The sequence below is a fragment of the Thermosynechococcus sp. JY1331 genome (assembly GCF_031583475.1).
Classification (GTDB): Bacteria; Cyanobacteriota; Cyanobacteriia; order Thermosynechococcales; family Thermosynechococcaceae; genus Thermosynechococcus.
Genome location: NZ_CP134180.1, coordinates 2,628,323 through 2,649,976, shown reverse-complemented (window position 1 = coordinate 2,649,976; position 21,654 = coordinate 2,628,323). Strand labels below are relative to the sequence as shown.

Genomic DNA, 21,654 nt, shown 5'->3' with positions numbered 1-21,654 from the left:
GACCATTCAACCCTTTAGGTGGGGGAATGGCAGTCTGAATGGCCATTGATCCTTATCGGCACCTGCTGCGGCCACTTCTTTTTTCTGGGTTGCAGGCGGATCCAGAATTTCTGCACCAGCAGTTTATCTCCCTCTGTGGGTGGCTTAATCAGGATCGTGCCCTGAGCACTTGGCTGCGGCAGCAACTTCAGCAACGCTATGCCCTTTCAGATCCCCGTTTAGAGCGGCAAATGTGGGGACTACGCTTTCCCAATCCCATTGGTTTGGCGGCAGGGTTTGATAAGAATGGTGTCGCCCGCAGTGTCTGGTCGGCCTTTGGCTTTGGCTTTGCGGAGTTGGGCACCGTCACTTGGCAGCCACAACCGGGAAATCCGCGTCCGCGCCTCTTTCGCCTAACAGCCGATCGCGCGGCGATTAATCGCATGGGGTTTAATAATGCCGGCGCAGAGGCCATGGCCGCCCTTTTGGAGCGATCGCCCCCGCCAACGATTCCCATCGGTATCAATTTGGGCAAGTCAAAAATCACCCCTTTGGAAGCTGCAAAAGAGGATTACTTAGCCAGTTTTCGCCGCCTGTATCCCCTTGGCGATTATTTCGTGATTAATGTGAGTTCTCCCAACACACCGGGGTTACGGGATCTGCAAGCCAAGGAACAACTAGAACCCATTTTGGAGACGCTACAAACCGCCAATCACCCCCGCAAGCCCCTGCTTCTGAAAATTGCCCCCGATTTGAGTTGGGAGCAGATTGCGGCAATTCTTGATCTGATTCAAACCTATGAACTCGCCGGCATTGTGGCCACCAATACCACCGTGGCACGGGAGGGGCTAAAAACCCAGATGATTCCGCAGACAGGGCGATCGCCGGCGGACGAGGCGGGAGGTCTCAGTGGTGCCCCTTTGCGCGATCGCGCTACCGCCGTGATTCGCTTTATCCACAAAGAGACCCAAGGCACTTTGCCGATTATTGGGGTGGGGGGGATTTTCACGCCAGAGGATGTGATCGAAAAACTAGCAGCCGGTGCAACACTGGTGCAACTCTACACCGGTTGGATTTACCAAGGACCGAGCCTATTGCGAGAGCTACTCCAAGGACTCTTAGCCCACGCCACCGATCAAGAGAAGCCAGAGAAATAGCGTCTGTGCCCTTGTCAAGGGGAGCATTCTAACTGTTAACTTTTCTATAGTATTGTCTCTATATTTTACGAAAGTATAAAAATATGACCGTTTCGCCCGAACAGATTGACCGCATTGTTTCCAACCAGCACCACGATCCCTTTGAAATTTTGGGATGTCACCAGATCAGTGAGAATGGCCAATCCATGTGGGCGGTACGCGCCTATTTACCCAATGCCGAACGGGTGAGTGTCCTCTGTCCAGAGCAGCGGCAAGAATATCCGATGACGCCAGTGCACCACCCCCACTTTTTTGAATGCCGCATTCCTCTGCCGGAACTGAATAATTATCAACTGAAAATTTATGAAAATGGCCACGAGCGGGTGATCTACGATCCCTATGCCTTCCGCTCCTCAAAGCTGACGGATTTTGATATTCATCTCTTTGCCGAGGGCAATCACCACCGCATCTATGAAAAACTCGGGGCACACCTGCTCACAGTCGATGGCGTTGCAGGGGTGTATTTTGCCGTCTGGGCACCCAATGCCCGCAATGTCTCTGTCATTGGCAACTTTAACCACTGGGATGGCCGCAAACACCAAATGGCACGGCGCGGCAATGGCATCTGGGAACTCTTTATCCCCGGCTTGGGTGTGGGCGAGCACTATAAGTACGAAATTAAGAACCAAGACGGCCACATCTACGAAAAATCAGATCCCTACGGCTTTTACCAAGAACCGCGTCCCAAGACCGCCTCTATTGTCACCGACCTCAACAGCTACGAATGGGGCGATAACGACTGGCTAGAAAAACGGCGCCACACCGACCCCCTGACGCAGCCGATTTCCGTCTTTGAGGTGCATTTAGGATCGTGGCTCCACGCCTCAATGGAAGACCCCCCTATTGGTGCTGATGGCCAACCCCAAGAACCCGTACAGGTGGCAGAACTCAAGCCCTGGGCACGCTTTCTCACCTATCGCGAATTGGCGGCCAAACTCATTCCCTACGTCAAGGAATTGGGCTACACCCACATTGAACTCTTGCCCGTTGCTGAGCATCCCTTCGATGGCTCTTGGGGTTATCAAGTCACTGGCTACTACGCCCCCACCTCTCGCCATGGCAGTCCCCAGGACTTTATGTATTTCGTGGATCAGTGCCACCAAAACGGTATTGGTGTGATTGTGGATTGGGTACCGGGGCACTTTCCCAAGGATGGCCACGGCCTCGCCTTCTTTGATGGCACCCACCTCTACGAACACGCGGATCCGCGCAAGGGCGAACACAAGGAATGGGGCACCCTTGTCTTTAACTATGGTCGCCACGAAGTGCGCAATTTTCTGGTGGCCAATGCTCTCTTTTGGTTTGACAAGTACCACATTGACGGTATTCGCGTGGATGCCGTGGCCTCGATGCTCTATCTTGACTATGCCCGCAAAGAGGGTGAGTGGGTACCCAATGAATACGGCGGACGGGAAAATTTAGAGGCGGCCAACTTCCTGCGCCAAGTCAACCATGTGATCTTTAGCTACTTTCCGGGAATTCTCTCGATCGCGGAGGAGTCAACGGCCTGGCCGATGGTCTCTTGGCCGACCTACATGGGGGGATTGGGCTTCAACCTGAAGTGGAATATGGGTTGGATGCACGATATTCTGGACTACTTCAGCATGGATCCTTGGTTCCGCCAGTTCCACCAAAACAATGTCACCTTCAGTATGTGGTATCACCACAGCGAGAACTTCATGCTGGCGCTCTCCCATGATGAGGTGGTGCACGGCAAGAGTCACATCATTGGCAAGATGCCGGGCGATCGCTGGCAGAAATTCGCCAATCTGCGCTGTTTATTTGCCTACATGTTCACTCACCCCGGCAAGAAAACAATGTTCATGGGGATGGAGTTTGCCCAATGGAGCGAGTGGAATGTCTGGAGCGATTTAGAGTGGCACCTGCTGCAATACGAACCCCACCAGCAAACCAAACGCTTCTTTGAGGATCTCAATCGCCTCTACCGTTCACAACCTGCCCTCTATACCCAAGATTTCAAACAGGAGGGCTTTGAGTGGATTGACTGTAGCGATAACCGCCATAGCGTTGTGTCCTTTATCCGCTGGGACAAGGACTACCAAGATTTTGTGGTTGTCGTCTGTAACTTTACACCGCAGCCCCATAGCCACTACCGCATTGGCGTGCCGGAGCATGGCTTCTATAGTGAATTGTTTAACAGTGATGCCCGCGAGTATGGCGGTAGCAACATGGGTAACTTGGGCGGTAAATGGGCGGATGAGTGGCCTTACCACAACCGCCGCTACTCCCTTGATCTCTGCTTGCCCCCCTTGGCAGTGCTGATCTTGAAACTGGATCGCGAGAAAACAGCCGCTGAGCGGGCACGCTATAATCTCACACCCTAACCTTCAGGGAGGAGCTGGCCGGCCTGGACTTGCCAGAGGCCGCAATAGACGCCCTGCTGCGCCAAGAGTGCTTCGTGTGTCCCCTGTTCAACAATGTCGCCCTGCTCTAGAACGTAAATGCAGTCGGCGTGGCGAATCGTCGAGAGGCGGTGGGCAATGGCAATGGTGGTGCGATGGGCGGTAATGTGGGCTAGCGATCGCTGGATGGCGGCTTCGGTTTCGTTATCCACGGCGGAGGTGGCTTCATCGAGCACTAGAATCGGTGGATCTTTGAGCAGGGCGCGGGCGATCGCCAGCCGCTGCCGCTGACCGCCGGAGAGTTTTTGCCCCCGTTCGCCGACCACCGTGTCGTATCCTTGGGGCAGTTGCTCGATAAAGTCATGGGCTTCCGCCAATTTTGCAGCATGCACAACGTCTGCTAGGGTGGCCTGGGGGCTGCCATAGGCAATGTTCTCAAAGACGGTGCCATGGAAGAGAAAGACATCCTGACTCACCCAACCAATGGCACGGCGCAAGTCCCGCAGCCGATACTCGCGAATATCCACCCCATCAATGAGAATGCACCCTTCTTGCACCTCGTAGAACCGCAGTAACAATTTCACAAGGGTACTTTTGCCGGATCCCGTGGAGCCGACAATGGCGATCGTCTGACCTGCAGGCACGTGCAAGCTGACATTTTTTAGCACCGGCGCCCGACCCGCGTAGGCAAAGCTGACGCATTCAAAGCGCACCTCTCCTTTGACATGGCGCGGATCAAGGGGGCGATCGCCCGTACAAATCGCGATCGGCGTTTCCAGCAAATTCAGCACCCGTTGCGTTGAGGCCATGGCTCGCTGATACTGATCCAGTGTTTCCCCCAAACGGGTCAAAGGCCACAGTAGGCGTTGAATCAGATAGACCATCGTGCTGTAGGCGCCCACATCCAAGCGCCCCTGAAAAGCGGCAAAGCCACCCAGCACCAACGTTCCTGTAAAGCCAAAGAGGATCACAAAGCGAATCAGGGGAATATAGGCCGCACTGAGGCGAATGGCGCGGCGATTACTCTGTTGGTAGGCTTCACTATCCCAGCGCAGGCGCTCCAATTCGTAAGCCTCGGCAGTAAAGCTCTTGATCGTTTGAATACCTGAGATATTGTTAGCCAAGCGTTCATTGAGGCGTCCCGCCTTTTCCCGCACATCGGCATAACGAGGGGCGAGTCGCCGCTGAAAGATGACGGATCCCCAGAGAATAAAGGGCATCGGCAGCATCCCCCAGATCGCCACATTGGGCGCCAAATAAAAGAAAATCCCACCAATCACTAAGACGGTGGTTGTGACTTGCAACACCTCGTTGGCACCGCCATCCAAAAAGCGCTCGAGTTGGTTAATGTCATCATTGAGAATCGAGAGCAACACCCCACTGCTGCGTTCTTCAAAAAACGCCAAATCCATCTCTTGGACATGGGCATAGGTCTCAAGGCGCAGGTCGTGTTGAATCTGCTGGGCTAGGTTGCGCCAACTGCGGGCATAGGCATACTCAAAGAGGGATTCCAAGCTCCAGATCACAAATGATAGGCCGGCCAAGGCCAACAGTTGCTGCTCAAAGGTCACCAGCCCCCAGCGGGCGAAGAGGGAATCCTGCCGCTTCACCACCAGATCCACAGCAATCCCAATCAGAACGGGGGGAGCGAGATCAAAAATTTTATTGAGGATAGAGTAGAGGGAGGCAAGCCCCACTTGGCGTTGGTAGCGTTGGCTGTGGTGCAGCAGTCGTAAAAACGGATGCAAGGCTTCTTGGCCTCCCCAAAGTGCAGGATGATCGCGGGCAAGCAAATCACTCGCCTAATTCTTAAGATAAGCTAAAGAATTGCCCCCTTGGGGAACAACGCCGCCAACGCTACTGCCTACCTCTTAAACGGATGCTTTTCCTGCCTCCTGAATCGGTACCCACTCCGTATGGAAGGTTCCCGGTTTATCGATCCGCTCGTAGGTATGGGCACCAAAGAAATCCCGCTGTGCTTGGGTGAGATTTTGCGGCAGGCGATCGCGCCGATAGCTATCGAAGTACTCCAAGGACGCGCCAAAGGCGGGCACAGCAATCCCAGCACGGGTCGCCTCCACCAACACCTCCCGCCACGCCGCCTGTTTATCGAGGATGGTTTGCCGAAACTCCGGCGCCAGCAGCAGATTGGCCAGTTGGGGATTTTCGCTGTAGGCCTGCTTGATCTTATTTAGGAAGCCAGCGCGAATAATGCAGCCCCCTTTCCAGATGCGGGCAATCTCGCCAAGGTTTAGTTGATTATCAAAGAGTTCTTGGGAGCCTTTGGCAATCAGCGCCATCCCTTGGGCATAGGAGCAGATTTTTGAGCAGTAGAGGGCATCGCGAATTTTGCCGATGAATTCCTCAGTATTGCCGCTAAAGTGAGCCGCAGGGCCGGGGAGGACTTGGGCAGCCGCCATCCGTTCGGCTTTGATGGAGGACATGATGCGGGCATTCACGGCAGCGGTAATCGTTGGAATGGCCACCCCCATTTCAAGGGCACTTTCCACCGTCCAGCGACCGGTTCCCTTTTGACCTGCCGCATCCACAATCACATCCACAAGGGGCAAATGGGTTTCTGGGTCAATATAGGTGAAAATCTGGCTAGTAATTTCAATCAAAAATGAGTTGAGTTCGGGGGTCTCATTCCAGCGTTTGAAGACCTCATGAAGTTGCTGGTGATTGAGGCCAAGGAGGTTTTTCAGCAGGTCATAGGCTTCGGCAATGAGTTGCATATCACCATACTCAATACCGTTGTGCACCATCTTGACAAAGTGCCCCGATCCCCCCGGCCCAATGTAGGTGACACAGGGGCCATCATCCACTTGCGCTGCAATTTTGGTGAGAATGGGTTCGAGGGCTTGATAGGCCTCCCGACTGCCACCGGGCATGAGACTCGGACCATTGAGGGCACCTTCTTCACCGCCACTGACGCCCATGCCAAAGAAGCACAGCCCTGCTGCCTCCATTTCAGCAACGCGGCGTTCGGTATCTGTGTAGAGGGAGTTGCCACCATCAATGAGGATGTCTCCTGGTTCAAGGAGTGGCTTGAGTTGCTGGATCAGGTCATCCACGGGTTTGCCGGCTTTGACCATCGCCAAAATGCGGCGGGGACGCGACAGCGACGCCACAAATTCCTCAAGACGATAGGTGGCCTTGAAGCGACGGCCGGCAGCTCGTTCGGCCATGAAAGCTTCAGTGCGGGCGGGGGTGCGATTATAAACCGCCACGGAGAATCCATTTCGCTCCACATTGAGGGCAAGGTTTTCCCCCATGACAGCGAGGCCAATGACGCCAAAATCTTGCTGTGACATACATCCGTCCTGCAATGGCAAGGATCACTTCCACCATAGCGGCAAGCTCAGCCAGAGGAATGGAAGAAGACGTTAAGGTTCGCTAGCGGTTGATGTCCCGCAGCAGACAGCGCAGGTTATCCCACGTGCTCAGGTAGATCAGGTTATCAATTTGCCAGCGATCGCCCCCTTGGCGAAGGAGTACTTTAATCGGCACAGGCGTTCCCGATCGCCCCCGCAGACCTGCCATAACCTCAATATCCACTTCCGCCACTTGGGGATTATTGGGCGATCGCCGGACATTGCGCACTTGCACCCCTTGAGTACTCACTTGGGTAAAGGAAAAGGGATCAAAGTCTAGCCAAACGCCATCCCGTGGCTGTCTGCGAAAGGCTTGCATCAACTGCTGGTATAGATCGGGTGTAAACACTGCTCGCTGCTGACTAAGCCGTTGGCGGCCTTGATCTTGGTTTCGCACCCACCACTGATAAAACTGGCTCACCACTGTTTCTGGTGCTGGGCGAGCGATCGCCCCCGTTTCGATGACAAGGGCAAGACTAACGCCGAGGGGCAACCACCGCTGCATCAGTTAGGCCAAACCGACGAGTTTTTCACTTAACTCCCAAAGACGGCGGGCTTTTTGCTCATCACTACCCTCTGCCGAGAGTTCTTGGACAAAGGCTTTGCGGCCCTCTTTTTGGCGGTTACCCCAGCTCCAGTGCACCCCCGACTGGCGAAACTCTGGATCGGCCACCACCATTGCGACGCGCTCACCCGCTAGTTCTTGACTGACATAGCCCCCAGTGATGTTTTTCTGGAAGAGGGGGAAGAGCTTCTGGAAGAGGGGAAAGTGGTGGCGAAACAGGGGGGTATCCGCCACACAGCCCGGATACAAGGAGCTAAAGACAATCCCCGTCGAATCATGGAAGCGGCGATGCAGTTCCCGTGTTGTCAGCATATTGCAGAGCTTGCTGTCTTTGTAGGCCTTGCCCGACTTGAAGGGCTTGCCGTTAATCATGGCAATGGGTTTCTTGAAGCCCTTTTCAAAGCCTTCGAGGTTGCCCAAATCGGGGGGAGCAGGAATGGGAATTTTACCGCCGAGTTCTTTGCGGTTGGCCGTCACCGTGCCGAGAATCACCAAGCGCTTATCGCTTTCGGGAGACTTCTTCAAATCATCGAGGAGGAGGTTGGCCAAAAGAAAGTGCCCCAAATGATTGGTGGCCACACTGATTTCATAGCCATCCACACTGTAGATCGGTTCCTTGAGCAGGGGATAATAGACAGCAGCATTGCAGACAAGGGCACGCAAGGGGCGATTCAATGCCCGAAATGACTCCACAAAGCCGCGCACACTGGCCAACGAGGACAAGTCCAAATGCAAAATCGTGTAGGCCTGCGGCGGAATCTGCAAGTCTTTGGCGGCTTGCTCTGCTTTTTCAAGATTGCGGCAGGCCATAACAACGTGCCAGCCCCGATTGGCTAAGGCTTTGGTGGCATACAATCCGACTCCAGAGGATGCACCCGTAATAATGACCGTTGGGCGTGGCTGATCACTCATAGGTTCTGTGGCATACCTGCGGTAACGTCGCTATTGATCCTGCCATAGAAGCGATCGCCCCCTAGGCACACCCCCAGCGATCATTTACAGTTACTTAATAAATAGACTCGATAGTTAATCAAGTTTTGTATCTAGCTCGCCTCTCCCCTATTTTCAGGATTAACCCCACTCTATGACCATCTGCCAACCTCTGCCGCCGTGGCTGCGCAAACCCCTTGGCAAAGCCAGTGAACTCTCCACCGTTCAACGCCTCGTGCGCCACTATGGCATCCACACCATCTGTGAAGAGGGGCGCTGTCCCAATCGCGGTGAATGCTATGCCCAAAAAACCGCCACTTTTTTACTCTTGGGTGCCACCTGTACCCGTGCCTGCGCCTTTTGCCAAGTGGAGAAAGGCCACGCTCCTGCTGCGGTTGATCCAGAGGAACCAGCAAAAATTGCCGCCGCTGTTGCCAGCTTAGGATTGCGCTATGTGGTTTTAACCTCTGTGGCTCGCGATGACTTACCCGATCAAGGGGCGGGTCAATTTGTGGTCACCATGCAGGCGATTCGCCAACGTTGCCCCGGCACGGAAATTGAAGTCCTCACCCCCGACTTTCGCATGGATCGGGGTCGAGTCTCCCAACGGGACTGCATTGCCCAAATTGTGGCGGCACAGCCTGCCTGCTACAACCACAACCTTGAAACTGTGCGCCGCTTGCAAGGCCCGGTGCGCCGCGGAGCCACCTATGAGAGTTCCCTGCGGGTCTTAGCGACGGTCAAAGAACTGAATCCCCACCTTCCCACCAAGTCAGGCTTGATGTTGGGCTTGGGAGAAACCGAAGCAGAGGTGATTCAAACTCTAAAAGATTTGCGAGCCGTGGGGTGCGATCGCCTGACCTTGGGGCAATACCTGCCCCCCTCGTTGAGTCATTTGCCTGTGGTCAAGTATTGGACACCTGAAGAATTTAACACCCTGGGCAAGATTGCCCGCGAACTCGGCTTTTCCCACGTGCGATCGGGGCCTCTTGTACGTAGCTCCTACCATGCCGCAGATGCCGCGCCAACCCAAGAAGCGTGATGGGTACTTCATTCACTCAGGAAAGTATTTGCCCCTTGTGGTGACCATTGCCGCACCGCGATCGCGAATCAACGCCTTGGCTGCCCGCTCAACGCGATAGCCAAAAAACAGAGGGCGAATTTCCTCAGTCGCTTCCACTTGAGCGACCAGATTCAAAAACCGCTCCACCTCAGATTCGGTGATATTGCTTTTGACTTCCCCCAGCACTAGAATCGGCTCTCCATGAACTTGACCCCGGATGACCAAGTCAAACTCATAACTGCCGTTGCGTAGGGGTAGGGTATCCCGCTCACAAAATTCGATTTCCATGCCCCAGCGATATTCCAGAATCTCGGGCACCACCTCAAGGGCGAGGTCTTCCAGCGACCCACCCAGGGCTTCACTGAGGCCGCCCACTTGGCGTGCAAGTTGTTTGACGGCTCGTTCGGTGTGCTTTTGCGCTTCCGCCAGTTCTGCAACAGCAACAGCTAGCTGATCCACTCGTTCTTCAGTGCGTTTTTGAGCTTGGGCAAGTTCTTCAACTCGTTCTTCAGTGCGTTTTTGGGCTTGGGCAAGTTCTTCAACCCGTTCTTCAGTGCGTTTTTGAGCTTGGGCGAGTTCTTCAACTTGCTCTTCAGTGCGTTTTTGGGCTTGAGCTAATTCGCCTACGATGGACTTCAGCTCATTGAAGTCTCTTGCTTTCACCAAATCGTTGTAGGCTTCATGGATTACTTCTGCAAGCAGATGCGCTTGTTCGGGAGGAAACGCCGCCCGCAGCTTTTCTTCAAGGACAGAGGTCATTGCATCTATGAAATCTTGGCTGTACTTTCTATTGTACCGACCGGACAGAACTTCTCTAGTTGCCGCGACCTCTATCAGGAAGGCTCCTTGTGTGCAGCTCGTACCACGCCAGCCAGACGGATGAAATTCCAGTGTCAACAAATCACAACAACCTATTTGACAAATCCAAGGGAAAGCACTTAGAATCTATCAGAACTTGCATAATCAGCTTGCAACACATTTAAGCCATATTGTGTAAGCTAAGTACTAGGGGACAGCAGAATGAATTGATCGCTCTGCCGGACCCAGACGCTTGTGAGTGAGGAGTAACATCGTGAAAAAGACGTACCTGTTAGCAGGTAGCTTAAGCCTACTGGGTGTGGTTGCAGGGGCTAACATTGCTACCGCCAATGAACCCGCCAACTTCGAAAACCTAATTGCTGCTGAACCACAAAATCTCGCAGTTTCTGAAGCACTTGCTCCCAACACCATTGCAGACGCTTCTAGCACCATTACCTCTGTTAATCAGCTTCTGGCCAACGAAGAATCCATGGGGCAGGTGACCTCTGTCTCGCAGCTGTCTGACGTGCGTCCCACCGACTGGGCCTACCAAGCCCTCGCCTCCTTGGTTGAAAAGTATGGCTGTATCGCGGGTTATCCTGATGGCACCTTCCGGGGCAACCGTGCCGCCACCCGTTATGAAATGGCAGCAGCATTGAACGCCTGCCTCGATGTGATTAGCGATCGCTTTGCCACCAAAGAAGACCTCGCCACTCTTCAGAGACTCATGGATGAGTTCGCTGCTGAACTCGCCACCCTGCGCGGTCGCGTGGACAACCTCGAAGCCCGCACCGCTGCTCTTGAAGCCACCCAGTTCTCGACAACGACCAAGCTCACGGGTACGGCGGTGATGTCGGTGCAGTACGGTGGTCGCCCCAGTAGTCCAAATCCTTCGGTTGCACCTCCTCTTTCTCCTGGTGGTCCACTTGGCTTGACCCCTGCCCCTGGTCGCACGAATCCCACCGTTATTGCTGGGGTGCTGCTGAACCTGAATACCAGCTTTACCGGCACTGACTTGCTGCAAACCACGCTGTCTACGGGCAATGGCGGTCGCGATGCCATTAGCACCTATGGTCTGGGTTTGCAAACAAATTCGACCCTCGGAGCTGGCAATACATTTGCGGCGCCACTTCCCTACTTTAGCCCCAGCCAGTACTACTGGTCGAACTTTGGTCCGAATGTGGAGCTATACCGCTTAGCCTATACGTTTAAGCCCACCCAAGATATCACCATTACTGCAGGGACACGGTTCTATCCGAGCGACATCATTGACACCAATAGCTGGGCGAACTCTCCTGCTAGTGACTTTGGCACTTACTTCTTCCTCAACAACCCCTTCATTGTGCCCTACGCCATGAACTACCTAGGGGGTGCAGGGGTTGCTATCCAGTGGAACCCCAATGAAGGTCCTTTTACCGTGCGGGCATTGTATCTTGCGGCAGAGCCAGGACGAGCTAATTCTGGCATTGGCATTGCCCCTCCAAGTCCGGGGGGTGGTTTTGCGGGTGATCCCTTCCAAGCTTCCTTGGAGTTGGAGTATGCCAACACCTTTGGCAATGGTCGCAACAGTTATGCGGTGAAGCTTCAAGGTACCTACTCCAAAACCTATGGCATTGAGGCGCAAGCGGGGGGCATCAACTTTGAGCTCAATCTGGGTCGCTTGGGCATCTTTGGCCGTGCAGGGGTAGCAGGGATTCCCAATGGCTACTTCCCCAATGTTTCGCCACTGCCATTCTCTGATTTGCCGCCTGGTTTGGGTGGAGCAGCTGGCATGATGGCCTATAACTTTATGGCCGGTATTGGCTACAAAGACTTGCTGGTGCCAGGTTCAGTACTGGCGGCAGCAGCGGGTGCGCCGTTTATCAACAGTGCTCCTTCCTTTGGCGGCGGCTTCAATAATGCTTTAAATAATGCTAACCAAGTTAACGTCGAAGCCTTTTACAAATTCCCCATCAGTGACAACATCAGCATCACGCCTATCTTCACAGCGATTATCAACCCCAACAATACCAATGGGGGTGGGTTTATTTCTGGTCAGCCGATTCTGCAAGGCGTGATTCGGACTACGTTCACGTTCTAGAGCGGGTGAATTTGCCCTCACCCTAGATCCCTCTCCCCTATGGAGGGGGATTTTTTTACGGGAAGTATTTACCGCGTGTGGTGACCATTACCGCGTCGCGATCGCGAATCAACGCCTTGGCTGCACGCTCAACGCGATAGCCAAAAAAGAGGGGGCGAATTTCCTCGGGCGCTGCCACCTGAGCGACAAGATTCAAAAATCGCTCCACCTCTGATTCGGTGATGTTGCTTTTCACTTCCCCTAGGACCAATACTGGCTGTCCTTCCACCTGACCCCGAATCACTAAATCAAATTCATACTCCCCATTGCGCAGGGGGAGGGTATCGCGGTCACAGAACTCAATTTCCATGCCCCAGCGATATTCTAGAATTTCTGGCACCACCTCAAGGGCAAGGTCTTCCAGCGACCCACCCAAGGCTTCACTAAGGCCACCGACTTGGCGTGCAAGTTGTTTCACTGCTCTCTCGGTGCGCTCTTGGGCTGCCGCCAGTTGATCCACTCGTTCCTCTGTTCGTTTCTGTGCTTCAGCGAGTTCTTCGAGCCGTTCTTCTGTCCGTTTTTGAGCTTGTGCGAGTTCTTCAACTCGTTCCTCAGTCCGCTTCTGAGCTTGTGCGAGTTCTTCAACTCGTTCCTCAGTCCGCTTCTGAGCTGCCGCCAGTTCTTCTACCCGTTCTTCCGTGCGCTTCTGGGCTTGCGCCAGATCCGCGACAATCGCCTTTAGTTCGTTAAAGTCTTTGGCCTTCACCAAGTCGTCATAGGCCTCGCGAATTACTTCCGCCAGTAGGTGCGCCTGTTCTGGCGAGAACGCTGTCCGTAGTTTTTCTTCGAGTGCAGAGGTCATTGCTAGTGTTGATTAGCCATATTCCCATTCTAGGGAAAGTACTTGCCGCGGGTGGTGACCATCACTGCATCGCGATCGCGAATCAACGCTTTAGCTGCACGCTCAACGCGATAGCCAAAGAAGAGGGGACGAACCTGCTCAGAGGCTTCCACCTGAGCGACAAGATTCAAAAATCGCTCCACCTCTGATTCGGTGATGTTACTTTTCACTTCCCCGAGTACCAAGATTGGTCGCCCTGCCACCTGACCCCGAATCACTAAATCAAATTCATACTCCCCATTGCGCAGGGGGAGGGTATCGCGGTCACAGAACTCAATTTCCATGCCCCAGCGATATTCCAGAATCTCTGGCACCACCTCAAGGGCGAGGTCTTCCAGCGACCCACCCAAGGCTTCACTAAGGCCGCCCACTTGGCGTGCAAGTTGTTTCACTGCTCTCTCGGTGCGCTCTTGGGCTGCCGCCAGTTGATCCACTCGTTCCTCTGTTCGTTTCTGAGCTGCCGCCAGTTCTGCAACAGTGAGAGTCAGTTGATCCACCCGTTCTTCGGTGCGCTTCTGGGCTTGTGCCAGTTCTGCAACAGTGAGAGTCAGTTGATCCACTCGTTCTTCCGTCCGCTTCTGGGCTTGCGCCAGATCCGCGACAATCGCCTTTAGTTCGTTAAAGTCTTTGGCCTTCACCAAGTCGTCATAGGCCTCGCGAATTACTTCCGCCAGTAGGTGCGCCTGTTCTGGCGAGAACGCTGTCCGTAGTTTTTCTTCGAGTGCAGAGGTCATTGCTAGTGTTGATTAGCCGTATTCCCATTCTAGGGAAAGTACTTGCCGCGGGTGGTGACCATCACTGCATCGCGATCGCGAATCAACGCTTTAGCTGCACGCTCAACGCGATAGCCAAAAAAGAGGGGACGAACCTGCTCAGAGGCTTCCACCTGAGCGACAAGATTCAAAAATCGCTCCACCTCTGATTCGGTGATGTTACTTTTCACTTCCCCGAGTACCAAGATTGGTCGCCCTGCCACCTGACCCCGAATCACTAAATCAAATTCATACTCCCCGTTGCGCAGGGGGAGGGTGTCGCGGTCACAGAACTCAATTTCCATGCCCCAGCGATATTCCAGAATCTCTGGCACCACCTCAAGGGCGAGGTCTTCCAGCGACCCACCCAAGGCTTCACTAAGGCCGCCCACTTGGCGTGCGAGTTGTTTCACTGCTCTCTCGGTGCGCTCTTGGGCTGCCGCCAGTTGATCCATTCGTTCTTCGGTGCGCTTCTGGGCTTGTGCCAGTTCTTCGAGCCGTTCTTCCGTTCGTTTTTGAGCTTGCGCGAGTTCTTCAACTCGTTCCTCAGTCCGCTTCTGAGCTGCCGCCAGTTCTTCTACCCGTTCTTCCGTGCGCTTCTGGGCTTGCGCCAGATCCGCGACAATCGCCTTTAGTTCGTTAAAGTCTTTGGCCTTCACCAAGTCGTCATAGGCCTCGCGAATTACTTCCGCCAGTAGGTGCGCCTGTTCTGGCGAGAACGCTGCCCGTAGTTTTTCTTCGAGTGCAGAGGTCATTGCTAGTGTTGATTAGCCATATTCCCATTCTAGGGAAAGTACTTGCCGCGGGTGGTGACCATCACTGCATCGCGATCGCGAATCAACGCTTTAGCTGCACGCTCAACGCGATAGCCAAAGAAGAGGGGACGAACCTGCTCAGAGGCTTCCACCTGAGCGACAAGATTCAAAAATCGCTCTACCTCTGATTCGGTGATGTTACTTTTCACTTCCCCTAAGACCAATACTGGTCGCCCTGCCACCTGACCCCGAATCACTAAATCAAATTCATACTCCCCATTGCGCAGGGGGAGGGTGTCGCGGTCACAGAACTCAATTTCCATGCCCCAGCGATATTCCAGAATCTCGGGCACCACCTCAAGGGCAAGGTCTTCCAGCGACCCACCCAAGGCTTCACTGAGTCCACCCACTTGGCGTGCGAGTTGTTTCACTGCTCTCTCGGTGCGCTCTTGGGCTGCCGCCAGTTGATCCACTCGTTCCTCTGTTCGTTTCTGAGCTGCCGCCAGTTCTTCGAGCCGTTCTTCCGTTCGTTTTTGAGCTTGTGCGAGTTCTTCAACTCGTTCTTCGGTGCGCTTCTGGGCTTGTGCCAGTTCTGCAACGGTGACGGTCAGTTGATCCACTCGTTCTTCCGTCCGCTTCTGGGCTTGCGCCAGATCCGCGACAATCGCCTTTAGTTCGTTAAAGTCTTTAGCCTTCACCAAGTCGTCATAGGCCTCGCGAATTACTTCCGCCAGTAGGTGCGCCTGTTCTGGCGAGAACGCTGCCCGTAGTTTTTCTTCGAGTGCAGAGGTCATTGCTAGTGTTGATTAGCCATATTCCCATTCTAGGGAAAGTACTTGCCGCGGGTGGTGACCATCACTGCATCGCGATCGCGAATCAACGCTTTAGCTGCACGCTCAACGCGATAGCCAAAGAAGAGGGGACGAACCTGCTCAGAGGCTTCCACCTGAGCGACAAGATTCAAAAATCGCTCTACCTCTGATTCGGTGATGTTACTTTTCACTTCCCCTAGGACCAATACTGGCCGTCCTTCCACCTGACCCCGAATCACTAAATCAAATTCATACTCCCCATTGCGCAGGGGGAGGGTATCGCGGTCACAGAACTCAATTTCCATGCCCCAGCGATATTCTAGAATTTCTGGCACCACCTCAAGGGCAAGGTCTTCCAGCGACCCACCCAAGGCTTCACTAAGGCCGCCGACTTGGCGTGCGAGTTGTTTGACCGCTCGTTCAGTGCGCTCCTGCGCCGCCGCCAGTTGATCTACTCGTTCCTCTGTTCGTTTCTGTGCTTCAGCGAGTTCTGCAACGGTAATGGTCAGTTGATCCACCCGTTCTTCGGTGCGCTTTTGGGCTGCCGCGAGTTCTTCGAGCCGTTCTTCCGTCCGTTTTTGAGCTTGTGCGAGTTCTTCAACTCGTTCTTCGGTGCGCTTCTGGGCTTGCGCCAGATCCGCGACAATCGCCTTTAGTTCGTTAAAGTCTTTGGCCTTCACCAAGTCGTCATAGGCCTCGCGAATTACTTCCGCCAGTAGGTGCGCTTGTTCTGGTGAGAATGCCGTCCGTAGTTTTTCTTCGAGTGCAGAGGTCATTGGTAACAGTCGCAAAAAAGCAGAGGCATCGTCATTTTTTAGAAAAGGGGTGTAGTCTACTATCCTTTGTGAAGGTCATTAACTTTTCTGAAGTTTTCTTTCATTTTTTCGCCGATACCGCTTAGTATAATCAACACACCAGTATTCTGAAGCACATCTCTCACTTTAAGGAGAGGAAAACATCTCAATTGGTTTTATTGTCAAATATCGCTGGTTGCTGCCGGAGTAGGACGAAACTTCGGTGGGGGTAGCAGCTCGGAGGCTAAATATGATGACATCAGATCGCGGTTTTAGTGGCGGGGGAACACCACAGTTTACAGAAACGCTTCAGCCAGAACGATTACTCCAGCAACTCAGCACTTCAGGAGGCACAGGTTGCTTCAGGGTGAGCGTTCAAGGGCAGCAGTGGTTTCTCTACTTTGATCAGGGAAGTATTGTCTATGCTACCCACACGATTGAACCGGGCGATCGCTTTGAGCGACATCTACGGCAACTCAGCCAAAGTGTTCCTGCCCTCGATCGCGAGTTACGTGCCCAAGTCCGACAGCAATGGGAACAGGCCAACACCCCCACCCCGATCTATGAGTATGAGAGTCTGCGCTGGTTGCTTACTCAAGACATCATTACCCCAGAGCACTTTAGCCGTCTAGTCGAGGGGCTAATCGTTGAAGTCCTAGAGTCGTTCTTATATCTCAAGAGCGGTCACCATCAACTTGTGCCCTATGTTGAAGTGCCAATTTTCAGCCGCTTTGACGCCACCCGACTGATTCAGCAGTGCAAATCCCGAATTCAGCAGTGGCTCAGCCTCGGCCACAAAATTGTCTCGCCTTTTCAGCGCCCCTACTTCTTTAGTGGTGCGCAAGTCAATTTAACCCCAGAGCAGCAGCAACGCTTGGGGTCGATGTTGCGGGGGTTTAGCTTCCGCCACTTGGCAGTGCTCATGAACCAAAATGAAATTGCCTTGGTGCGTAGCCTCTTACCCTTGATTGATAAAGGAGCCGTAGTCGTTCGTGAGCCGCAACATCCCTTTGATTTGCTGCCCAGTTTTGATGCCAGTTTGTGGCAGGAAACCACGCCTACCGTTACAGAGGAGAGTGGCGATTTGGGCAGTGGCTTTTTTACCTCAAAAGTGCCAAACCGTACCTATCGGATCATCTGCATTGACGATAGTCCGACCATGCTCAATGAAATTAAGCGGTTTTTGGCGGATGATGCCTTTGAAGTCATTGCCCTCAATGATTCTGTAAAAGCCCTGATGGAGGTGATGCGCCTCAATCCAGATCTGATCCTGCTGGACGTGGGGATGCCCAACATTGATGGTTATAAGTTTTGTAAAGTCATTCGCAACCATGAACGCTTTAAGTCAGTGCCGATCATTATGGTCACGGGTAACACGGGTCTCGTTGACCGCGCTAAAGCCCGCCTCGTGGGAGCGACGGACTATATGACCAAGCCCTTTACTCAGGCGGAACTTCTCAAAATGGTGTTTCAGTACTTGACGTAGTACAGGCAACCTGTGGGCAGTATATTGACAGTAATCGATTATTTGAATTGACATTTGGGAGATGACATGACGACGGTTTTAGTGGTGGAAGATACCCCCTCGGAAATGGCACTGATTACCTCGCTTCTTCAGGAATCGGGCTATACCGTCATTGCAGCCACCGATGCCAAGGAGGCTCTAGAAAAAGTCACGCAGTACAAGCCCGATGTGGTGGTGACGGATGTGGTGATGCCAGGGATGAGCGGCTTTGAACTTTGCCGCAGTCTCAAGAAAAATCCGGAAACAGAAAAGCTCCCCATTGTTGTCTGCACGTCGAAAAACCAAGAGCTAGACCGCCTTTGGGCAATGAAGCAGGGGGCAGATGCCTATGTCACGAAGCCCTTCAGCCGTGAGGATCTACTGCGGGCACTGAAGTCGGTGGTGGTGTAGCGATGCTTGGGGCAGCACCTTGGTTGAATCATGGTGAAGGGCGGGGCGATTACCCAAAGAGTACGCTACGCGATCGCCCCCAAGGGGCGCCCTATTTGCGTTTGGTTATCCACGACCAATTAACGGCATTGCTGCCGATGACTGAGATTCAGCAGGTGTTGGTGATCCCACCGCAACAGCTCACGGTGATTCCTAATATGGCCGCAGTGGTGATGGGACTGCTGAACTTTCGTAACCGCATTGTTTGGGTGCTGGATTTAGCCCACTTGCTCAACTTGGAGCCACTGGATGCGGATATTTCGGTGTTGACGATCGCGCTGCTGCACACCCCCAAGGGATACCTAGGATTGGCGCTCAAGGAGGTACGGGGGATCGTCCGTCTTGCTGAGGGAGCCATTCAATCGCCTGTGGGTACAGTGAGTGCGGCGCTGGTTCCCTACCTCAAAGGCTGTTGTCGCTTAGGAGAGGAGTTGTTCTTTATCCTTGATGGGGCAGCGATCGCCGAAAGGTCTTGCTCAAGTGTTCTTGCTGTTGATGTCGGATAGCCCTGCTGTTAATGCTGTTAGGATGTGCCAACAATGACCACTGCCAAACCCTCCCTTGATATTCCCCCTCTACCACCGTCGGTATTGAACTACCAACTCCCTCCCCTAGAGGAGAAAAAAGCAACCACCAACGGCAAATCCCCTGAACAACCCTTGCCGCCTCCTTCGCCACGGCGCAGGGGTTGGGGTCTTCGTCCAAAATTCATTACCCATGCTGTTGTCTTGGCTACACTGCCCATGGTGGGGGTGGGCTTCGTGGCCAATCAACTGGTACGGCAACAGTTCATAGAGCAGGTTATCTCACTCGAACAACAGGAGGTAGGGGATGCCGCAAGGGCGCTGAATGAGTATCTGCAAGACCGGCAACGGGATGCACGGCTTATCAGTCTGTTCTTAAACAGGCACTATACTGCAGAACTTCAGCAGCGGAATCGCCGCAAGCTGGAAGGGGTTTTGAATGAGTTTGTTGAGAACTCTGCTCGTTTCGACAGTGCCGCCATCATTGCCAACGATGGCCAAGGGACTGTCATTGCCCAATCTGCAGTGGGCAACCAGCTGGCCAACAACATTCTCCAAAATCACGAGTACTTTAAGCTGGCAATCCAAACTCGGGGCTTGGTTTTAACGCTTGAGCCCACGCTGTCGCTGCCTGCCCCTAGTCGTCCTTTCGGGCTGTTTTTGGCTGTGCCCCTGATCAATCCCCAAAACCAGCAAATCACGGCAGTGCTGCGGTTGCGGGTACCCAAAAGTAGCCTTAAAGAGGCCTTGCGAGACTATCAGCATAACCAATATGAAAATTTTTACTTGATAGGGTCGCAGGGAAAAATCGTGGCTGCCTCTATCCCAGAGTTGCAGCGCCGACCCTTGGCGGAAGTCTTTCCCCAACTCAGTCAACAGTGGGAAACCAACCTCACAGGCACGCTGGTTGAACAACGCCGCTCTGATGGCAAGTTTCAGTTTGCTAGCTACGCCCGTGCTGTCCACCCGTTTACCGCGGTTGTCCTAGATACGGATCGCGATTATGCGCTCAGACCACTGCGAAACCTCACTTGGACCCTCCTGTTAGGGGTGGGGGTCACGGCCATTGTGGTGGGGGCAATTGCCATCTATGCCAGCGATCGCGAGATTCAACCCCTGCTGCGAGCCACCAAGGCGGTGACGAAAATTGGTGAAGGGGAGCTGCAAACCCGTCTGCCTGTGGAGGGGGATGATGAACTGGCAACCCTCAACCGCACGATTAACCAGATGGCTGAACGGCTAGAACAGTCCCTCACTGAAGCCCAACAGGCGGCTCGGCGGGCACAACAATTGCGCGATAGTATTTTCCATTTAACCCAGCAGAGCGATCGCCAGCAAATTCTCGATACCCTTGTCAATGAAGGGCGCCACCTTTTGGGGTGCGATCGCGTGATCTTCTATGAATTTGACGAGAACTATGTCGGCAAAGTCGTTGCCGAGTCTGTAGCCGTCGGCTGGCCTCAAGCCCTCGAACAGGTGATTGACGATCCCTGCTTCCGTCAAAATTGGGTTGATGCCTACACCAAAGGGCGCGTGCAAGCCACAGCAGACATTCTCAATGCGGGTCTGACGGAGTGCCACCTCAAACAACTTGCTCCCCTGAAGGTGCGAGCCAACTTAGTCGTTCCCGTGTTGGTGGAAAAAAAACTGGCCGCGCTTTTAATTGCCCACCAGTGCAGTGAGCCGCGTCAGTGGCAGCAGCCCGAAATTGATGCTTTCCTCCAGTTGGCCAACCAAGCCGGACTGGTGCTTGAGCGCAGCAAATTTCTGGAGCAGACCACCGCTGCCCAAAAAGAGGCCGAACGCCTTGCCCAGGAGCAACAGCAGCGTACGGAACGCATTCAAATGCAGTTGATTAACCTGCTCACCGAAGTCGAGGCCGCCTCCCAAGGGGATCTGACGGTACGGGCCGACATCACCGCCGATGAAATTGGTACCGTTGCCGACATCTTCAACTCCCTCATTGAGAGTCTGCGGGATGTGGTGGTGCAAGTGAAAGCCACCACGGAAAAAGTGAACACCGCCCTCTTGGCGGATGAGACAGCCATGACTGAGCTGGCGGAAGAATCGCTGCGGCAAGCCAAGAAAGTAAATCGGATGCTAGATGCCGTTGAAGCCATGGCCAGCTCAATTGAATCCGTGGCCAACAGTGCCAACGAGGCGGCAGCAGTGGCGCGCAAAGCCTCAGAGCGAGCGGTCATCAGTGGTGAAACGATGGATGCCACCGTTGATAGCATTCTCTACCTGCGGGAAACCGTGGCCGAAACCGCCAAAAAGGTGAAACGCTTGGGCGAATCCTCGCAACAGATTTCCAAGGTGATTTCGCTGATTAACCAAATTGCCCTACAAACCAACCTCTTGGCCATCAATGCCAGTATTGAGGCGGCTCGTGCCGGTGAAGAAGGCCGCGGCTTTGCTGTGGTTGCCGAAGAGGTGGGTGAACTGGCGGCGCGATCGGCAGCGGCAACTCGCGAAATTGAGCACATCGTAGAAACAATTCAGCAGGAAACCCATGAGGTGGTGAGTGCCATGGAAACAGGTACGGCTCAGGTGGTTGAAGGCACCCGCCTTGTGGAGGTAACCAAGCAGAATCTCCAAGAAATTGTGCAGGTGTCGCAGCACATTGACGAGTTGGTGCAGTCCATTTCCCAAGCTACTGTCTCCCAAGCCCGCACCGCCAATACGGTGAACACGTTGATGCGCGATTTTGCCAAGGTCTCAGAGGGGATGTCGGCCACATCCAAAGAGATTTCTGAGTCGCTGCAAGCCACCGTGGACATGGCCCAAGAACTCCAAAACTCCGTCAACATCTTTAAGGTGACTGCTGAGGGATAA

At 53.8% G+C, this 21,654-nt stretch carries 18 protein-coding genes; 8 read left to right on the top strand and 10 right to left on the bottom strand.

Going from position 1 to position 21,654, the window contains the following annotated elements; genetic code table 11:
• The first annotated feature begins 44 nt into the window (after nucleotides 1-44).
• Nucleotides 45-1,136: a quinone-dependent dihydroorotate dehydrogenase gene (locus RHJ31_RS12975; RefSeq protein ID WP_315862935.1), complete on the top strand. Its 1,092-nt coding sequence runs from the start codon at nucleotides 45-47 to the stop codon at nucleotides 1,134-1,136.
• A gap of 83 nt (nucleotides 1,137-1,219) precedes the next feature.
• Nucleotides 1,220-3,520, top strand: a complete 2,301-nt coding sequence (gene glgB, locus RHJ31_RS12970; protein WP_302676882.1) for a 1,4-alpha-glucan branching enzyme — start codon at nucleotides 1,220-1,222, stop codon at nucleotides 3,518-3,520.
• On the opposite strand, the gene RHJ31_RS12965 is transcribed toward glgB, so the two are convergent.
• The 4 genes from RHJ31_RS12965 to RHJ31_RS12950 all read right to left on the bottom strand — a co-directional run bounded on the left by RHJ31_RS12965 (nucleotide 3,517) and on the right by RHJ31_RS12950 (nucleotide 8,389).
• Complete coding sequence (locus RHJ31_RS12965; protein WP_302676881.1) at nucleotides 3,517-5,331, bottom strand: ABC transporter ATP-binding protein; 1,815 nt, start codon at nucleotides 5,329-5,331, stop codon at nucleotides 3,517-3,519. The genes glgB and RHJ31_RS12965 overlap by 4 nt on opposite strands.
• Nucleotides 5,332-5,409: 78 nt before the next feature.
• On the bottom strand, nucleotides 5,410-6,852 hold the full coding sequence (gndA, locus tag RHJ31_RS12960; protein ID WP_302676880.1) for an NADP-dependent phosphogluconate dehydrogenase: 1,443 nt from the start codon (nucleotides 6,850-6,852) through the stop codon (nucleotides 5,410-5,412).
• Nucleotides 6,853-6,934: 82 nt separating this feature from the next.
• Nucleotides 6,935-7,417: a DUF3828 domain-containing protein gene (locus tag RHJ31_RS12955; RefSeq protein ID WP_302676879.1), complete on the bottom strand. Its 483-nt coding sequence runs from the start codon at nucleotides 7,415-7,417 to the stop codon at nucleotides 6,935-6,937.
• Nucleotides 7,418-7,420: 3 nt separating this feature from the next.
• A complete protein-coding gene (locus RHJ31_RS12950) occupies nucleotides 7,421-8,389 on the bottom strand; it encodes a protochlorophyllide reductase (protein ID WP_149821493.1) in 969 nt (322 codons plus the stop codon).
• 172 nt (nucleotides 8,390-8,561) lie between these two features.
• On the opposite strand from RHJ31_RS12950, the gene lipA reads away from it, so the two are divergent.
• Nucleotides 8,562-9,449, top strand: a complete 888-nt coding sequence (gene lipA, locus RHJ31_RS12945) for a lipoyl synthase (protein ID WP_302676878.1) — start codon at nucleotides 8,562-8,564, stop codon at nucleotides 9,447-9,449.
• 12 nt (nucleotides 9,450-9,461) lie between these two features.
• On the opposite strand, the gene RHJ31_RS12940 is transcribed toward lipA, so the two are convergent.
• Entirely contained in the window at nucleotides 9,462-10,229 is a 768-nt protein-coding gene (locus tag RHJ31_RS12940; RefSeq protein ID WP_302676877.1) for a hypothetical protein, read from the bottom strand.
• Between the two features lie 313 nt (nucleotides 10,230-10,542).
• Here RHJ31_RS12940 and RHJ31_RS12935 point away from each other — a divergent pair, with 313 nt between their 5' ends.
• Nucleotides 10,543-12,348: an iron uptake porin gene (locus tag RHJ31_RS12935; protein ID WP_302676876.1), complete on the top strand. Its 1,806-nt coding sequence runs from the start codon at nucleotides 10,543-10,545 to the stop codon at nucleotides 12,346-12,348.
• A gap of 55 nt (nucleotides 12,349-12,403) precedes the next feature.
• Here RHJ31_RS12935 and RHJ31_RS12930 read toward each other — a convergent pair whose 3' ends face one another.
• The 5 genes from RHJ31_RS12930 to RHJ31_RS12910 are packed head-to-tail and all read right to left on the bottom strand — an operon-like array spanning nucleotide 12,404 to nucleotide 16,323.
• Nucleotides 12,404-13,189, bottom strand: a complete 786-nt coding sequence (locus tag RHJ31_RS12930) for a hypothetical protein (protein WP_302676875.1) — start codon at nucleotides 13,187-13,189, stop codon at nucleotides 12,404-12,406.
• A 29-nt stretch (nucleotides 13,190-13,218) separates the two neighbouring features.
• Nucleotides 13,219-13,962, bottom strand: coding sequence for a hypothetical protein (locus RHJ31_RS12925; RefSeq protein ID WP_302676874.1), 744 nt, complete (start codon nucleotides 13,960-13,962; stop codon nucleotides 13,219-13,221).
• A gap of 29 nt (nucleotides 13,963-13,991) precedes the next feature.
• Nucleotides 13,992-14,735 (bottom strand): hypothetical protein, encoded by a 744-nt coding sequence (locus tag RHJ31_RS12920; RefSeq protein WP_302676873.1) that lies wholly within the window; start codon nucleotides 14,733-14,735, stop codon nucleotides 13,992-13,994.
• A 29-nt stretch (nucleotides 14,736-14,764) separates the two neighbouring features.
• Nucleotides 14,765-15,529: a hypothetical protein gene (locus RHJ31_RS12915; RefSeq protein ID WP_302676872.1), complete on the bottom strand. Its 765-nt coding sequence runs from the start codon at nucleotides 15,527-15,529 to the stop codon at nucleotides 14,765-14,767.
• A gap of 29 nt (nucleotides 15,530-15,558) precedes the next feature.
• Nucleotides 15,559-16,323 carry a hypothetical protein gene (locus tag RHJ31_RS12910; RefSeq protein ID WP_302676871.1) on the bottom strand — a complete coding sequence of 255 codons (765 nt, stop codon included), beginning with the start codon at nucleotides 16,321-16,323 and terminating at the stop codon, nucleotides 15,559-15,561.
• 268 nt (nucleotides 16,324-16,591) lie between these two features.
• Here RHJ31_RS12910 and RHJ31_RS12905 point away from each other — a divergent pair, with 268 nt between their 5' ends.
• The 4 genes from RHJ31_RS12905 to RHJ31_RS12890 all read left to right on the top strand — a co-directional run bounded on the left by RHJ31_RS12905 (nucleotide 16,592) and on the right by RHJ31_RS12890 (nucleotide 21,654).
• The gene (locus RHJ31_RS12905; protein ID WP_302676870.1) at nucleotides 16,592-17,827 is read left to right on the top strand and encodes a response regulator; all 1,236 of its coding nucleotides are present in this window, start codon (nucleotides 16,592-16,594) and stop codon (nucleotides 17,825-17,827) included.
• 66 nt (nucleotides 17,828-17,893) lie between these two features.
• On the top strand, nucleotides 17,894-18,256 hold the full coding sequence (locus RHJ31_RS12900; protein WP_206200491.1) for a PleD family two-component system response regulator: 363 nt from the start codon (nucleotides 17,894-17,896) through the stop codon (nucleotides 18,254-18,256).
• A gap of 2 nt (nucleotides 18,257-18,258) precedes the next feature.
• The gene (locus RHJ31_RS12895; protein WP_302676869.1) at nucleotides 18,259-18,801 is read left to right on the top strand and encodes a chemotaxis protein CheW; all 543 of its coding nucleotides are present in this window, start codon (nucleotides 18,259-18,261) and stop codon (nucleotides 18,799-18,801) included.
• Nucleotides 18,802-18,834: 33 nt separating this feature from the next.
• On the top strand, nucleotides 18,835-21,654 hold the full coding sequence (locus RHJ31_RS12890) for a methyl-accepting chemotaxis protein (RefSeq protein WP_302676868.1): 2,820 nt from the start codon (nucleotides 18,835-18,837) through the stop codon (nucleotides 21,652-21,654).

Coding starts and splice junctions, on each gene's coding strand:
- glgB (WP_302676882.1), top strand. CDS start 1,220: ATGACCGTTTCGCCCGAACAGATTGACCGCATTGTTTCCAACCAGCAC.
- gndA (WP_302676880.1), bottom strand. CDS start 6,852: ATGTCACAGCAAGATTTTGGCGTCATTGGCCTCGCTGTCATGGGGGAA.
- RHJ31_RS12955 (WP_302676879.1), bottom strand. CDS start 7,417: ATGCAGCGGTGGTTGCCCCTCGGCGTTAGTCTTGCCCTTGTCATCGAA.
- RHJ31_RS12950 (WP_149821493.1), bottom strand. CDS start 8,389: ATGAGTGATCAGCCACGCCCAACGGTCATTATTACGGGTGCATCCTCT.
- lipA (WP_302676878.1), top strand. CDS start 8,562: ATGACCATCTGCCAACCTCTGCCGCCGTGGCTGCGCAAACCCCTTGGC.
- RHJ31_RS12940 (WP_302676877.1), bottom strand. CDS start 10,229: ATGACCTCTGTCCTTGAAGAAAAGCTGCGGGCGGCGTTTCCTCCCGAA.
- RHJ31_RS12930 (WP_302676875.1), bottom strand. CDS start 13,189: ATGACCTCTGCACTCGAAGAAAAACTACGGACAGCGTTCTCGCCAGAA.
- RHJ31_RS12925 (WP_302676874.1), bottom strand. CDS start 13,962: ATGACCTCTGCACTCGAAGAAAAACTACGGACAGCGTTCTCGCCAGAA.
- RHJ31_RS12920 (WP_302676873.1), bottom strand. CDS start 14,735: ATGACCTCTGCACTCGAAGAAAAACTACGGGCAGCGTTCTCGCCAGAA.
- RHJ31_RS12915 (WP_302676872.1), bottom strand. CDS start 15,529: ATGACCTCTGCACTCGAAGAAAAACTACGGGCAGCGTTCTCGCCAGAA.
- RHJ31_RS12910 (WP_302676871.1), bottom strand. CDS start 16,323: ATGACCTCTGCACTCGAAGAAAAACTACGGACGGCATTCTCACCAGAA.
- RHJ31_RS12905 (WP_302676870.1), top strand. CDS start 16,592: ATGATGACATCAGATCGCGGTTTTAGTGGCGGGGGAACACCACAGTTT.
- RHJ31_RS12900 (WP_206200491.1), top strand. CDS start 17,894: ATGACGACGGTTTTAGTGGTGGAAGATACCCCCTCGGAAATGGCACTG.
- RHJ31_RS12895 (WP_302676869.1), top strand. CDS start 18,259: ATGCTTGGGGCAGCACCTTGGTTGAATCATGGTGAAGGGCGGGGCGAT.
- RHJ31_RS12890 (WP_302676868.1), top strand. CDS start 18,835: ATGACCACTGCCAAACCCTCCCTTGATATTCCCCCTCTACCACCGTCG.